Raw genomic sequence first — 14202 nt, forward strand, 5'->3', positions numbered from 1 at the left:
CGCTTCGTTGTCTGCTGAACGCTGAAACCCCCGGCCAGCTCAGCGAGCTGGCCGAGGGCAACAGGTTAAATCTCAAGCTGCGAGGTGTCATCCGCAGGTGAACGGGAGACTCCTATGTCAATCCGGCCCCGTCATGCAGCCGACCGAAGCACGAGCACGGTCGTTCCTACGATGTCGGTTTCGGATCCCGGCCGGGCTGCCACGGCATCAGTGCCGTGGTTCTCGTCCAAGCCTGGGAGTAAATCTGCCTGGATGCATCCGCCGAATCATGGCGGTCACTGTAAGTGTCGCGGATCTCTTATATGATGCCTCCTGTGGTCACTCTACGCACGTACCTCGAAAAACTGCAGGCCATCCACTCGACCGGCGAGGCTGTCCCAGAAACGTCCTACTATGGGCAACTCGAAGGGCTTCTCAATGAGGTTGGCAAGACCCTTGATCCGGTAGTCACCTGCGTTCTTACCACCAAGAACCGTGGTGCAGGGATACCTGACGGTGGCCTATTCACTGCCCGCAAAGCACTCGTTGAGACTGGTGCTTCCGCGCTGCTTGTACGAGCTCCCGAGCGCGGAGTCATGGAGGTCAAAGGACTATCGCAGGACGTCGTTCAAGTGGCACGATCCGCTCAGGTTAAGCGCTACCTGGCACGCTACGGCAAGGTCTTGGTCTGCACCTACCGCGATTTCCTGGTCATTGGCCTGGACTCCAAGGGCAAAGCCCAGACCGGTGAGCGCTTCACGCTCGCACCTGACGAGGACTCCTTCTGGGCACTCAACCCTATGGAGACTGAGAAAGCTCGAGGCACGGACTTCGTCGACTACCTTAAACGCGCGCTGCAAGGTGACGCGCCTCTGAGTAACCCCGCCGACCTTGCATGGTTCTTGGCTACCTATGCTCGGACTGGGCTTGCACGGGTCGAAGACGCAGGAGACATGCAGGCTCTCACAACTTTGCGTAGCGCACTGGAAGAAGCCCTAGGTCTGCACTTTGAAGGCGAGGATGGCGACCACTTCTTTCGCTCGGCGCTCGTGCAGACTCTATTCTACGGCGTCTTTGCCTCATGGGCGTTCTGGTCAGAGCAGCAGCCAGAGCAGTCCACGGACCGCTTCACTTGGCGCCAGGCCCAGTGGACGTTGTCAGTGCCGATGGTGCGTGTGCTCTTTCAGCAGCTGGCCACGCCGGCGAACCTACCGATCGGGCTTGACGAAGTACTCGACTGGACCGACGACGTCCTTGCCCGTGTGGATCGTAAACTCTTCTTTCAGCGCTTTGAAGCAGCTGAAGCGGTTCAGTACTTCTACGAACCGTTCCTGCAGGCCTACGATCCGGAACTCCGCCGCGAACTCGGTGTCTGGTACACGCCTCCTGAAGTCGTGCGCTACATGGTCGATCGGGTTGACCATGCACTACGCACACAGCTCAATCTCCCGCTAGGCCTTGCGGACCCGAACGTCCACGTGCTTGATCCGTGTACGGGAACAGGCTCCTACCTGACCGCCGTCCTTGACAAAATCGTGGCTACCCTGAAGGAGCAAAGCGGAGACGGACTCGTCGCAGCAGAGGCCAAACAGGCAGTCTTGTCCCGCATTCACGGATTCGAGTTGCTGCCTGCGCCGTTCGTCATCGCGCATCTCAGGATAGGCATCGCTCTGCAGCACCTTGGCGTCCCGCTGAACGCCAACGTTGGTGAACGTGCAAGTGTGTACCTGACCAATGCCTTGACCGGTTGGGGCAACGACAGTGAACACCCGGTTCTTCCCTTCCCAGAATTTTCCACTGAACGGGATGCGGCTAACTCCGTCAAGCGTGAACAGCAAATCCTTGTAGTTCTTGGAAACCCTCCTTACAATGGCTTTGCTGGTGTATCTGGACGCGAGGAGGGTGGTCTCGTTGAACCATATAAGAATGGACTTTCCGATAAGTGGGACATAACAAAGAACAAGCTTGACGATCTATATATTCGTTTCTTTCGCGTTGCCGAACGCCGTATTGCCGAGCAGACCGGAAAGGGAATCATATGCTTCGTCACTAACTCTTCCTGGCTCGGCGATCCGTCAACTGTTGTCATGCGCGAGAGGCTGATTTCCGAATTCGATGATATTAGTATTGATAACCTCAATGGTGACAGTCGTGAGACTGGCAAGAAAACCCCCAATGGGGAACCAGACCCCTCCATCTTCTCGACGCGGCTGAACCCGTCTGGTATTACGCGTGGTGTGGCCATCAGCATGCTTATCCGCACTGCTGAATATGTTGAGTCGTCAACAACAGTCCGATATCGCGACTTTTGGGGTCAAAGCAAAAGTGAACAGCTTTCTGCTGCCACCACTGCCCCCGATGCTGGACCTCACTATGAGTCCCTCGCGCCGGAAAAGGCTAACTGGTTCCGACTGCTGCGTTGGAGTCCACGCGAAGGTTACGCGAATTGGCCAGCCATCAACGAGTTGTGTGGTCAGGACCCGATGCTCGGCTTGAACGAGAATCGTCAATTCGCCTTGATCGACAGCAATCGGGACTCCTTGGCTGACCGCATGAGGACCTATCTGGATCCCGATGTCACGATGGAGCAGGTTGATCCCCGGCTAGCCAAAAAATTCTCCGGATTCGAACCGGAGAAGGTCCGTGTGCGCCTACTCGAACAGTGCCCGTTCGACGAGAATAAGATTCAGCGTTTCCAGTTCCGTCCGCTTGATATGCGATTCGCTTATGTTGAGACTAATGCGCAGATTTGGAATCGTTCACGGCCATTGTTGGTCGCTGCGGCAGAGGCGTCTTCCGGATTCTTGCTAGTCCGTCGCCGGGCCCCACGGGCACTGGATGGTGCGGCAGTTCACTTCTCGGGCTGCCTCGTGGACCAGAAGGTGTTGTTCACTGACGCCTACGCCATTCCATTTTGGCTTTCGCCTGAGTCGGAGAAAAAAAGCGACGAAACTCCAGCGCTGTTCGACCTCGATTCTGAGCATTCGACCGATACATGGATTCCAAATCTCTCCGCTGGTGCCCTGGCTTATTTGGAGAAGCTTGGAATCGAAGATGTGAAGACCAATAAGGAAAGCGCAACGCTCGTCTGGTTGCATGCGCTAGCAATCGGTGTTTCTCAACTCTACGTCGAACAAAACGGCGAGGCGGTGCGTTCTGACTGGCCTCGTATCCCCTTGCCTGGTACCAAAAAAGTCCTACAGGAGTCAGCTGCTCTTGGTAGGAAGGTAGCATCTCTGCTCAACCCTGACGCGAACGTTACTGGCCTCGATACGCCTCCTCTTGACCCGTATCTGCGGACGGTCGCTGCCATCGAGCGCGCAGACAAAAACCCTTTGAACCCTGATAACGGAGACCTTGCCGTCACCGCAGGTTGGGGCATCCTTCAACCGGGCGCGATTATGCCGGGATCCGGAAAGTTTGACGTGCGACAACGCGCTGTTGCTGACAGCGAATTGCTGACCAACGAAGAAGAGGAGGCGCTTGGCGGTCAGGTACTCGATATTTACCTGAATGACGATGTGCGGTGGCGGGGGGTGCCTGGAGCAGTTTGGGACTATAAGGTTGGTGGGTTCCAGGTGCTGCGTAAGTGGCTGAGTTACCGCGACAAGCGCGTCCTCGGCCGTGACCTTACCATGGCCGAGGCTCGAGAATTCTCCGCCATCGCGCGTAGGATCACCGCAATTATGCTACTCAGGCAAGAGCTCGATAATAATTATCTTAAGATTGCCGGTTCGAATGAACCTATTTAGCACATAAAATAGGGCATGGTCCAGATTCTTGAGTGCTCAACCTCACTGAGGGTTGATTGTTTGTTTCCTGGGTGGGCATATGCCCACCCACCCGGAACTTCTCGTTCGAGGAGGGGTGCCATGGACGCCCACGACAAGCAACAACGCCGCTTGAGGGCCGCCGCCCTGTTCGAGCAGGGCCAGATGTCCGACGCCCGGATCGGCGAGGTGCTCGGCGTCACCGCCCGCGCGGTCAACAACTGGCGGCGCGCCTGGCACCAGGGCGGCACCGACGCACTGATGAGACCGACGCACTGATGAGCAAGGGCCGCACCGGCCCCAGGGCTACCTGGACCCCGACCAACGCCACCGGCTGCGCCGACTGCTGCGCCGGGGCGCCAAGGACTACGGCTTTGTCACCGACGTCTGGACTCTGAACCGGATACGGCGGGTGATCGCCGAGACCTTCGGCGCCGCCTTCGCTGACCCCTCGGGGGCGGCCGATGAAAGCGATGGGGTGGTCGGTGCAGGTCCCGGCTCGCCGCGCCATCGAACGCGACGAGGAGGCCATCGCCGCCTGGATCGAGCAGACCTGGCCGCAGATCGAAAAAAGGAAGCCGAACCGGGGCCTGGATCGTCTTCGTCGACGAGGTCGGCACAGGGCTGACTGGGGCTGTGTCCCGCACCTGGGCGCCGATCGGGCAGAGGCCGGTGCTGCACGTGGTTAAGGCCCGCCCGGCCAAGATGTCGATGGCCGCGGCCTGCTGCTACCGCCGTGATCACACCTCGCGGTTGTTGTTCCGCACCCGCCCGGGGTGGTACCACGACCGTGACCTGATCTCCTTCGTGGACGGTGTCCACCGGGTATTGGGCACACCGGTGATCCTGGTGTGGGACAACCTGTCCGCCCACCGCAGCAGGCGGATACGCACGGCGGTCCAGGCCCGGGAGTGGTTGGAGGTGGAGTACCTGCCTGCCTACGCTCCGGATCTGAACCTGGTGGAGGATGTCTGGTCCCACCTCAAGGGCACGGCGCCGGCCAACCTCGCAGAGCTGAGCGAGCGGTCCGGTCGGTGCTGCGCCGGCTACGGTACCGCCCCGACCTGCTGGATGGATTTCTCGCTCACACTGGACTCCAACTCGGAACCGAATAATCAAACATCAGTCAGGAGCAGTAGAACGCTGGTGACAAGCCTCAGTTCGCGGAGCTGGCACAGCACGGGGAAGTTGACCCAGGTGAGGACGTTGAAGCCGTACTCGGTAGCGGGCGAGGTGCGGTGGTTAATGGGATGTCTATGCGGACCTTGCTGACCACGGCGGAGATCAACCGTAGACGCGGTGGACGGTGTTGCCGACCTCCTGAGAGCTGATTCCAGCCTCCACTCACAGGACGGAGATGACCTTGCGGATACGGTCGCGAGTGAAGGTGCCAAGGGTTCGGATGAGGGAGACAGCTGTGAACCCACACTGATCAGAACAAGGTCCCCTGACCCTGCTCAGAGGTTGGTCTTGCACTGGCAGCGGTGAGCAGCTTCGACCAGGAGGTAATTCCGCCCTGTGTGGCCAGTTCGCGCAAGAGGAGGGCGGCGGCCACGGCGTCCCACAGCGCGCGGTGCGGCCTGCCAGTAGGGACCAACTCGTTGACACGGTTACGTAGCTCGAACCGGTCCAGCAGGGCGCCGAGTCCTTTCGGGCTGGGCACGTCCAGGGCCCGTGCCAGGCGCAGGGTGTCGATCAGCCCGGCCGGGGCCACTCGGGGGTGCCGCAGGTGTAGAAGCCGGTCGTCGACGCCGATGTTGTGGCCCACCAGATAGTAGCCCTTCACCCGGGACGCCAGGGCGTCATCGATCTGCTCGGGGCGGGGTGCGTTCCTGAGGGCGTGGTCGTTCAGGTCGGGGCTGATCCAGGGGCGGCGAGGGACCGGTCGGCCGGGGTTGACGAGGGTGTCGTAGGCGGTGGCCAAGTCGGGGGACCCGTCGACCAGCCGGACCAGGGCGATCTCCAAAATGGCTTCCTGGTCGTGGTCTTGGGAGCCGGTGCCTTCCAGGTCTAGCGCGACCAGCGGCATCTTCTTCCACGGTCGGTCGGTCATAACGGGTCCCCGTCCCATGTCAGTCGTCCTCGTGGCGTGCGGCCGCCGTCAGCCGCTGTCGGGCCTGGTCGAGCTGGCGCTGCTCGGCTTCGCTCAGGGTGTACCCGGCCAGGGTGCGCCCGTGCGCGCGGTGGAGGTGCGGGTGGTCGACCTCCCACACCTGGAACCGCAGCTTGTGTTGGAGAGCGTAGCGTCGCTGCTCGCCGAGGGCGTGGGTGAGCATGTGCCCGTCCTCGACCAGGAACGGGGCGTCGGTGTCGTAGCCGAAGGATTCCAAAGCGGCCCGGAATTCGTCCTCGGCCGGTGCACGGTGGTCGTCGGCGCAGATCCTGCGCTGGGCGGCGGGGCAGATGTCGCACAGCTCCGGCACGCCCCAGTGGCCGTTGTAGTCGGGCACTTGGTGGGCGTAGGTGACCCCGCAGCTCGTTTTGCGGAACAGCGGCACACCGGTGCCGTGCTTCCGCCAGGCCCGGACGACCTTCGCGTCCAGCTCTTCGGGCAGCACCTTGCGGCGCTGGTAGCCGGTCGCATAGGGCACCTCCACACCGAGGCCGCGCAGGCCCCGCTGGTTCAGCTTCCTTACCGGTAGGTGGACCAGCGGGTGGTGGTGTCGCCGTGTCGGAGGGTGTCCATGTCGTGCTGCCACTGGGTGCGTAGGCCGGGGCTGGTGTTGAGACCGGTAGGGCGCTGGTGACGAGTCTGAGTTCGCGGAGTCGGCGCAGGACGGGGAATCCGGGCCAGGTGAGGACGTCGAAGCCGTACTCGGCCGCGAGCGGGGTGTGGTGGTCTACGAGGTAGTCCATGCGGACTTTGCCGACCGCGGCGGGGGTCAGGTCCCAGGTGGTGGTCAGGGTGATCAAATCGAAGGCTCGGCTGCTGCATCCCATGATCGGGTGAAGGTCGCCGAACCTCTACGGGTACTCCTGGTAGGTACCCCTCAGGGGGATCCGCTGAGCGCGCTTATACGGCCACCCTGGGTACAGGCAAGCGGCCGATCCGAGGGACACAAGTCTGGATTCCGGGCCGGCCGTGGGCATGTGGACCTCACCGGCGTTCCCCGCCAGTGAGCCCTGCCGTCTGATGAGTAGCGCTCGTTTGGAGCTGGTATGGGTTCTGTTTCCGCAATCCGAGGCGGTGGGCGTGGCTGCCTGACAGCGGCCGCAGAGCGCTCGTCGGAGGCAAAGCCGTTCCTCCTCCGTCGGGTGACCGCCCCGGATGATCGCGCGCCCGTGATGGTGGAGCCTTCCAGGAAGCTAGAGGGACATGCGGTAGCGGCTCCGGGCCAGCCCGTTTACGCCAGGGCCGTCCGCCGACATCTGCGCACGCTGGTCTCACTGCCCGAGCGAGAGTTCGCCCTTGTCGAGCTGCTGGCCACGGAGCTCTTCAACAACGCGACCCAACACTCCCGCAGTGGGGAGACCGGGGGCGAGGTCATAGTGGCGGTGTTCGAACTCCCCGGGCGCCTTCAGGTCCGCGTCATCGACGCTGGCCCCCACCCCGACGAGTTCACCGTTCCCCACCTGCGCCCCTGGGATGCGGACGCTGAGGAGGGGCGGGGCCTGTTCCTGGTAGCCGCGGAGGCCGACCGGTGGGGAACGGTCCACCACGACGACGGCCGCACCAGCGTCTGGTTCGAGATCGACCACACCCAGGAACCCAGGCCAGGGGTTCCACGGGAAGGCCGGTGACGCCTCATGGGGTGGAGGTACGAGGACGACCACGACCGCTATCAGGCCGCCCAGCACCTTCAACGACGACACGGACAGCTGTGGCTCATCCTGTGGGGACCGGCTTCGCGGGCGTTCTTCGCCTTCTACCGGGGCGAGGCCCACGTCGTTCCTCTCGCCGCCCCCACCTGCGCCGAGCTGCACAACCGGATCGTGAACACCGAGCACGAGCTGGCGCGCACACTGACCCCACCCCGGTCGTGGTGGGCCTGCCCGACCCCGGGATGCACGTGGACCTCCGCCCGGCCCACCGTTCACGCTCCCTGTCCGCTTCCGGCTGCTCCCGCTCGGCCGCATTCGCCATGACCGACCGAACCCCGTGCCAGAGCCTGGCCGACCCGGACCTCCTGTTCGGCGGCGCACTGCAACGACGCCGGCTCCGACACCTCTGCGTCCCGTGCTCCGTCCACATCGCCTGCTTGACCCGAGTGCTTTCCGAAGGCGTGAAGGCAGGACTCTGGGGCGGGATGACCCACAGCGAGCGGAAGAGCCTTCTCCGCCGCCACCCTGACGTGACCGACTGGCACGCCTTCGTCACTCATAACACGTCCGTTCCACCGGAAAGGAACTTCACACGTGCTCCCCATGCCCTCCACCATCCACCCGAGCACAGAGCCCGAAAGAGTGCTGACCACCTCTGAAGTGGCCGGACTGTTCCGGGTCAACGTCCACACCGTCAGCAGATGGGCCGACCGAGGGCTCTTGTCCAGCTTCAGGACTCCCGGCGGTCACCGGCGCTACCTCGCCAGCGAGGTCCACGCCCTGAGGGCCAAGAACTTCGCTCCGATCCGGGAGTGAGATCGACGGCCGTTCGCCCCTGCGGAGGGGGAGGGGCGAACGGCACCTGTGGTGGGTCGCCTCGCCTTCCCGGCAAGGACACAATCCCGTTCCCACCGAATCCTGAGCTACAAGGAGGAGCCGAAGGCATGTCATCGTCCAGCCGTACCGAACGAGGGCTTCCCCGGCGCCGCCGGTCCAGTGGGTGGGCGTGCGCCTCGGACGGACGTCCGCTGATCCGCCCCTACCTGCACCTCGGAGAACAGGTCACGGCCTCGGAGATGGCCCACCGCAGGAACGCGGCCCGAAGCGCCCACGAAGGACTGCGCGTCCTCGGGCGGATCGCCGTGGACCAGGTTCACGCGAACGCGATGGAGCAGCTGAACGTCCTTGCCTCCGGCCTGGACGTCAGTGGTGGGGCCGACGACCTCGATGACCTGGCCGATGAGATCCGCCACCTGATCAACGAGCGGCCAGAGCTGGCCCGGCCTGTGTTCCCGAACACCGAGCAGCCGCTCTAGAACCGCACGGACCGTCACGCATCGAGACTTCCGAAGAGCCTGCGCTTCTCGTCGACGAATAGACCAGGGCTACCGGAACTCATGGTGGACCGGCCGCTGCCCGGGGATACTGAATGCCGTCGGCACCTCCACCCTCTGTGACAGCGCCTGACGGAGACACCATGGTCTACACCCCCTCAGCGGCCCTGCCAGCCGAACTCCTCGCCCGGGAGGACATGCAGCGCGCCCTCCAGGAGCACGACTTCGCGACCGTGTTCCAGCTGGCTCACCGGTACGGGATCAGCTTCGGAAAGATCGGTGCCTCCTGCGGCGTCAAAGCGGAACGTGTCGGAAAGATCGCCCGCGACCTGGTTCGGGTGACCAGCTACGACAAGATCTGCGAGATCGCCGACGGACTGCGCATCCCCGGCCACCTTCTTGGGCTCACCCCTCGCCCGTGGGAGACCACGCGGCACCGGGGGCCGGCTACCCCTGACCACTCCAACTCGGAGGGAGCGGCATCGCCGGTTCCGAAGCCCAGCGAACGCCTGGACTCCGAAGCCCGAGACTGGGCCGACGACGAACTGCGACGCCTGGAGCGCGACTACGACCTGGTCTCCTCATCCATGCTGCTCGCCGAAGCAGGCCAGATCCACGGTGTGCTGGCCAACGCGACCGTTCCCGCCGACTCCGAGGGAACACGGGCTGTGCTGGAGCTGCGAGCACGTTCGGCCCTCCTGATGGGCCAGCTCATCTGGGACGCCTCTCACCGCCGCGACGGGGGAGCCGCAGGTTCGTACCTCGACCAGGCCGCGCATGCGGCCCGCCACAGCAGGAACCGCGATGTCCTCGCCCAGGCCTTGTTGCGCCAGTCGTTCATCCCGCTCTACGGAACCGGCGACAACCGAGGCGCGTTGATCGCTGCCCAGCGCGCTGTTCACGCCGCCCGCGGGCTACCCGCCGTGCACGCACTCGCGGCTCTGCACGTCAGCGAGGCCCACGCCCGACTCGGTGACCGAACCGCGGCCGAACAGCACCTGACGGAGGTCGACCGCTTGGTGGAGAAGGCCGACCTCGAACCTGGGGAATGGAACGGACGCCGACTGCGCATCTCCGGATCCGTGTACCTGTCCCTGCGACGCCCGCAGCAGGCCCAGCGGATCCTGGAAGAGGCGGTCCCCCTGCTGGAGGAACGCGCCAAGTCCCAGGCCATCGTGGTCGCCAACCTCGCCCTCGCCCACCTGCGCCAACAGCGCCCCGATGAAGCCGCGGCCGTCCTGCACGACGCCATGGACCTCATCGAGTCGACCCGCGCCGGAGGAGCCCTCACCCTGGTCGCGACGGCATCACGGGAGCTGTCCCCCTGGAGGGGCGAACCCTGGGTCGCCGACGTGCACGATCGTCTCTTCACCCTCATGGCGAGCTAGAAAGTAGAAGCATGACCACCGATATCAACAGCGCCAAGGACGACATCCGCCAACGCATCTGGTCTCTGCTGGACGCCCGCCGGATCGGCCGGAGCGGGCCGGTCCACGGCAAGATCCCGGACTTCCACGGCGCTGATCGAGCGGCGCTTCGCCTCGCCAGGCTGGAGGGCTGGGCCCGCGCCCGGGTGGTCAAGTCGAATCCGGACAAGGCCCAGGCCGAGGTGCGGGCCGAGGCACTTGCCGCCGGGAAACTGCTGTACATGGCCGTCTCCAAGATGGCCACCCCCGAACCGTTCTACGAACTCGACCCCGCCGCCATCCACGATCCGGTAGAGGTCGCGTCCACCGGCAGGTGGGCGGCCTCGCACGCCCCCCACATCTCCGTCGAACGGATGCACCCGGTGGACGTCGTGGTCTGCGGCAGTGTGGCGGTCAACCGGGCAGGCGTCCGGCTGGGCAAGGGAGCCGGATACAGCGACATCGAGATGGGGTTGCTCGCCGACGCCGGGCTCATCGGGCCCTGTACCCTCATCGTCACGACCGTGCACCAGCTCCAGGTCGTAGACGAAGAACTGCCGGACAGCGACCACGACGCGAGCGTCGATGTGATCGTCACTCCGGAGGAGACCATCCTGTGCCCGCCGCGCCGCCGCCCCCGGGGAATCCTCTGGGAGGACCTCCAAGCCGAGAAGATCCAGGCGATCCCCGCCCTTCGAGCCCGACGGCCTGTCCAGTAGCGCGCTGAGCGCTCCACGCTGCCAGCGGCACCGACCTCAACTCCATATACGGGGCCCACAGCCTTCCTGACGCCTGGAATGAGGAGTCCGTCGCTCGGCAGACGGACGTACGGATTCACGAAGGAACGCGAAGCCGAATGCCGGGCGGCGTAGGGTGTGACGGGTGATACAGGATGTGGAGCAGCGCACCCTCGATGCGGTTGATGTCGACGTGCGTCTGGCCGTGGCCGAATTCGACAACGCCCGCGCCTGGCTGGAGCAGGCCCGCCTCAAGCCGATGGAGCCCCTCTCAGCGGAAGTGTGGGTCATTGACCACGATTGCGGCCACGTGCTGCTCGTCCGGCACCGGTGGCGCGGCTGGGTGCCACCCGGCGGCAAGGTCGAGCCCGGAGAGACGCCGCGTGAGGCCGCGGCCCGGGAACTCCGGGAGGAGGCGGGCATCTCTGTCGAACTCCTACCTGCGCCAGCTGCCGTGTCGGTCCGTTCCTACCGTTCGGACTGGACGCCGACACTCGGATTGGCTTACGCGGCCCTTGCCGACTGCGCGCTGCCACTGTCAGGGGAGAGCGGGCAGCCGGCTGCCTGGATCCCGCTGGAGCACGATTGGGAGAGCGTGTTCCCCGAGGACCGTGACCGGATTCGACGACACGCCCGGCGACTGGCCGAAGCCCGTACCGGCATCCGTTGACACCGGGCCCGAGGGATCATCCCGCGGCCTGGGCGACGACGACGAGCCAGCTCGTGACGGTCACCTGGCCCGGGTCGACCAGCGCGTAGGCCTTGCGGAGGATCTCCATGCGCTGTTCATAGGTCAGATCGCCCTCGGGCCGGGCGAAGATCGGGATGGACAACCATGCCCGCTTCTCCGCCATCGTCCCGTGGTGGGCGACGACACCCGCTTCCAGAACCCGGAACCCCGCCGCACGCAGCTGTGCCCGAACCACCTCCAGGGGCAGTTTCGGCCGGTCCCGGGTCTCTCGCGGCGGTACATACCCGTAGTCGCGAACAGCCACGTCCTGGATCAGGGCGCTCAGCGACGGTCCGGTGCGGGCGGCCTCCTCGTCGGGATGGGTGACTCCGGCGAAGCCACCTCCGATGTTGAAGACGAACCGCCCGCCGGGCCGCAGAACACTGCGGACGGCCGTGAAAGTGGCCATGGTGTCGGTCTTCCAGATCGCGGAGTTGCACACCACCGCGTCGACTCCTTCGCCGACGTGCCGGGCGACGTCCTCGGCTCTCGCGGTGACCCAGGACAGGCGCGCGTCGTGCAGACTCCTCCGCCCCACCTCCTGCATGACGGCGGAGGCGTCCAAGGAGATGACCCGCGCTCGCGGGGACAGGACGGCGAGCGCGGCCCCGGCGGTGACACCCGTGCCCCCGCACAGGTCGACCACGAGCCGACTGCCGCGTAGCTCGGCCCGCTCCACCAGGTCACGGCTGGTGTTCGTGTACATGGGGAAGAGATGGGTGAAGCAGGCGTAGGCCTCGGCGGTGTGCCTCTCATCCCAGCCCGCGACCGCATCCGGTGGAACCATAGGTCTCTCCTCGCTTCCTGAACGTTCAGAAAAGAGCGGTCTGCACGCTCGTCGCTGGGGATGAGTAATCGCCGAGCGCGAGCCGGTGTCCCTTGAGAACGCCCAGGTCCAGCACATAGCGCATAGCATCGTCCGGGCCCGTGAGGCGGACCAGGGCATGGGAGCCCAGACACGCCTCGACGGTGAAGCCGTGTTCGCCTTCACGAAGGTCATGGGGATACAGGGAACGCCTGACACCAGTGTGTATCCGGCGCAGTCCTTCGCCCTCCCGAGGCGGCTGCCACCCTTCCACCACGGTCCTGACGCCCAGATCGGCCAGGAACTCGACGGTCCGCTGCACGGTCTGCGCGTGTGCTTCCTCGACCTGTCGAAGCTCGCCGGGGTTCACGAGCGCCGCGATCTTGGCGGTCCCGCGCACTTGCTGGACGACCCCGAGGCCGTGTGTGACGGCGTCCTCCAACCGCCGTACGGTCCGGCCGTCCTGTGTTCTGGCGACGAAGGTCGCCATCAGCGCCCCCTGCTCGTCCAGGCGTGAGCGTTTCCGGGGCTGTGCCGCCGTGCCCACCTTGCTGACGCCGTGGGCGAAGGTGGCGATGTACAGCCAGTGGGGCTGGGCCATGTACCGCTCCAGCGCCGGAGACACGTATCCGCCGGTGTGGACCTGGTGGGCGAAGCGGAACTCGTCCTGCTGGGCGCACAGAGCGCACTGGCCGCCCCGTCCCGCCTGCGCCCGGTCGGGGCAGGGCACCGGTTCCACACGGAAGGTGTCGGTGAAACCGAAGTGTCCGGTGCAGAAGCGTTTCCGGTTGGTCGTTCGCAGGCCGATCTTCCCGCCCATGACCTCGACGGTGCACAAGGACCCCGTGGGGACGGGGGCGAGCAGGAGCCGGGGACGGCCACCGGCCCACGTTACCCCGTGGCACACGTACTCGTTCTCGTTGTCGATCCGGCTCTCTGGCACTGCGGAGTCCTCCCGGGGCGGTCAGATGGTGCTGAGGGCGAGGCGATTCCACAGGATCTCGGCCGCGTCATCGAGGACCTGGCCGCGGTCCTTGCCGGCGACATCGATCCACACCCACCCGCCAGGATCTGTCCGGTGGCTCAGCTGGTCGGTGACAGTGTCCTGGTACCGTACGAAGTCGGCCCCCGCCGCCCCGGAGTGCCCGGCCTCCAGCGAGGTGAAGCCGCCCTTGCGGCGCAGCGCCTCGGCGGCGTCGATACGGAGGAACAGCACCAGGTCGGGGATGGTGAGGTGGGTGAAGACCTGCTCGGCCAGGTCCGTGGGCACTCCGGGGTTGACCGCGTAACGGGCCAGGATCTTGTGGTGGGCGTTGTCGAGGACGACATGCGTACCCGATTCCAACGCGGGTCGGACGATCAGCCGGTCCTGCAACGTGTACCAGGCGGCCAGCGCCAGCAGCCAGTAGTGGTCGCCGCACTGCTGCGCGACCTCGGCGTCGCGCCGGTAGACCAGGGCGTTGAGGCCGTCGACGTAGGCCGACAGCGCTGGGTCCATGGGGACCCCGGTGGTGTGTTTGCCGACGAGAACGGTCTTCTCACCCGCGGCGTTCAGGCGTTGGACGAGCGCGGTGGCGAGAGTCGACTTTCCCGCGCCGTCGATACCGGTCACGGTGATCAGCCGCCCGGCGGGGGTTGTGCCGGGTCGGGGCTCGGTGGCCATGGTCGTTTCCTTTTCC

Annotated in this window: 16 protein-coding genes; 11 read left to right on the plus strand and 5 right to left on the minus strand. The window is 64.9% G+C overall.

Annotated features, from left to right (window positions below):
* Window positions 1-314: 314 nt before the first annotated feature.
* From ACSUPR_RS00205 to ACSUPR_RS00220, 4 genes are all read left to right on the plus strand, one after another.
* Window positions 315-3731 carry a type ISP restriction/modification enzyme gene (locus tag ACSUPR_RS00205; RefSeq protein WP_436888415.1) on the plus strand — a complete coding sequence of 1139 codons (3417 nt, stop codon included), beginning with the start codon at window positions 315-317 and terminating at the stop codon, window positions 3729-3731.
* Window positions 3732-3851: 120 nt separating this feature from the next.
* Window positions 3852-4028 (plus strand): helix-turn-helix domain-containing protein, encoded by a 177-nt coding sequence (locus ACSUPR_RS00210; protein WP_436888416.1) that lies wholly within the window; start codon window positions 3852-3854, stop codon window positions 4026-4028.
* A 194-nt stretch (window positions 4029-4222) separates the two neighbouring features.
* On the plus strand, window positions 4223-4438 hold the full coding sequence (locus ACSUPR_RS00215; RefSeq protein WP_436892181.1) for a winged helix-turn-helix domain-containing protein: 216 nt from the start codon (window positions 4223-4225) through the stop codon (window positions 4436-4438).
* Window positions 4386-5021, plus strand: a complete 636-nt coding sequence (locus ACSUPR_RS00220) for a transposase (RefSeq protein ID WP_436888418.1) — start codon at window positions 4386-4388, stop codon at window positions 5019-5021. The genes ACSUPR_RS00215 and ACSUPR_RS00220 overlap by 53 nt, the downstream gene beginning before the upstream one ends.
* Window positions 5022-5181: 160 nt before the next feature.
* Here the strand turns inward: ACSUPR_RS00220 and ACSUPR_RS00225 are convergent, their stop codons facing one another.
* Both ACSUPR_RS00225 and ACSUPR_RS00230 read right to left on the minus strand, forming a co-directional pair.
* Window positions 5182-5802 (minus strand): 3'-5' exonuclease, encoded by a 621-nt coding sequence (locus ACSUPR_RS00225; protein WP_436888419.1) that lies wholly within the window; start codon window positions 5800-5802, stop codon window positions 5182-5184.
* A gap of 19 nt (window positions 5803-5821) precedes the next feature.
* The gene (locus ACSUPR_RS00230) at window positions 5822-6340 is read right to left on the minus strand and encodes a hypothetical protein (RefSeq protein WP_436888421.1); all 519 of its coding nucleotides are present in this window, start codon (window positions 6338-6340) and stop codon (window positions 5822-5824) included.
* Window positions 6341-7034: 694 nt separating this feature from the next.
* On the opposite strand from ACSUPR_RS00230, the gene ACSUPR_RS00235 reads away from it, so the two are divergent.
* From ACSUPR_RS00235 to ACSUPR_RS00265, 7 genes are all read left to right on the plus strand, one after another.
* Window positions 7035-7490, plus strand: coding sequence for an ATP-binding protein (locus ACSUPR_RS00235; RefSeq protein WP_436892183.1), 456 nt, complete (start codon window positions 7035-7037; stop codon window positions 7488-7490).
* A 341-nt stretch (window positions 7491-7831) separates the two neighbouring features.
* Window positions 7832-8170: a WhiB family transcriptional regulator gene (locus ACSUPR_RS00240; protein WP_436888423.1), complete on the plus strand. Its 339-nt coding sequence runs from the start codon at window positions 7832-7834 to the stop codon at window positions 8168-8170.
* Complete coding sequence (locus ACSUPR_RS00245; RefSeq protein ID WP_436888425.1) at window positions 8115-8327, plus strand: BldC family transcriptional regulator; 213 nt, start codon at window positions 8115-8117, stop codon at window positions 8325-8327. The genes ACSUPR_RS00240 and ACSUPR_RS00245 overlap by 56 nt, the downstream gene beginning before the upstream one ends.
* Window positions 8328-8455: 128 nt before the next feature.
* Window positions 8456-8827 (plus strand): hypothetical protein, encoded by a 372-nt coding sequence (locus ACSUPR_RS00250; RefSeq protein WP_436888427.1) that lies wholly within the window; start codon window positions 8456-8458, stop codon window positions 8825-8827.
* A gap of 161 nt (window positions 8828-8988) precedes the next feature.
* Window positions 8989-10233, plus strand: coding sequence for a hypothetical protein (locus ACSUPR_RS00255; protein ID WP_436888429.1), 1245 nt, complete (start codon window positions 8989-8991; stop codon window positions 10231-10233).
* An 11-nt stretch (window positions 10234-10244) separates the two neighbouring features.
* Complete coding sequence (locus ACSUPR_RS00260; protein ID WP_436888430.1) at window positions 10245-10970, plus strand: 5-formyltetrahydrofolate cyclo-ligase; 726 nt, start codon at window positions 10245-10247, stop codon at window positions 10968-10970.
* A gap of 175 nt (window positions 10971-11145) precedes the next feature.
* Window positions 11146-11658 (plus strand): NUDIX domain-containing protein, encoded by a 513-nt coding sequence (locus ACSUPR_RS00265; protein WP_436888432.1) that lies wholly within the window; start codon window positions 11146-11148, stop codon window positions 11656-11658.
* Between the two features lie 16 nt (window positions 11659-11674).
* Here ACSUPR_RS00265 and ACSUPR_RS00270 read toward each other — a convergent pair whose 3' ends face one another.
* From ACSUPR_RS00270 to ACSUPR_RS00280, 3 genes are all read right to left on the minus strand, one after another.
* Window positions 11675-12505: a class I SAM-dependent methyltransferase gene (locus ACSUPR_RS00270; RefSeq protein WP_436888434.1), complete on the minus strand. Its 831-nt coding sequence runs from the start codon at window positions 12503-12505 to the stop codon at window positions 11675-11677.
* A 25-nt stretch (window positions 12506-12530) separates the two neighbouring features.
* Entirely contained in the window at window positions 12531-13343 is an 813-nt protein-coding gene (locus ACSUPR_RS00275) for a DUF2797 domain-containing protein (RefSeq protein ID WP_436888436.1), read from the minus strand.
* Between the two features lie 144 nt (window positions 13344-13487).
* Complete coding sequence (locus ACSUPR_RS00280; protein ID WP_436888438.1) at window positions 13488-14186, minus strand: dTMP kinase; 699 nt, start codon at window positions 14184-14186, stop codon at window positions 13488-13490.
* Window positions 14187-14202 lie beyond the last annotated feature (16 nt).

Origin of the sequence: Nocardiopsis dassonvillei, from assembly GCF_964273065.1 — a bacterium.
In the GTDB taxonomy this organism is placed as follows: Bacteria; Actinomycetota; Actinomycetes; order Streptosporangiales; family Streptosporangiaceae; genus Nocardiopsis; species Nocardiopsis dassonvillei_B.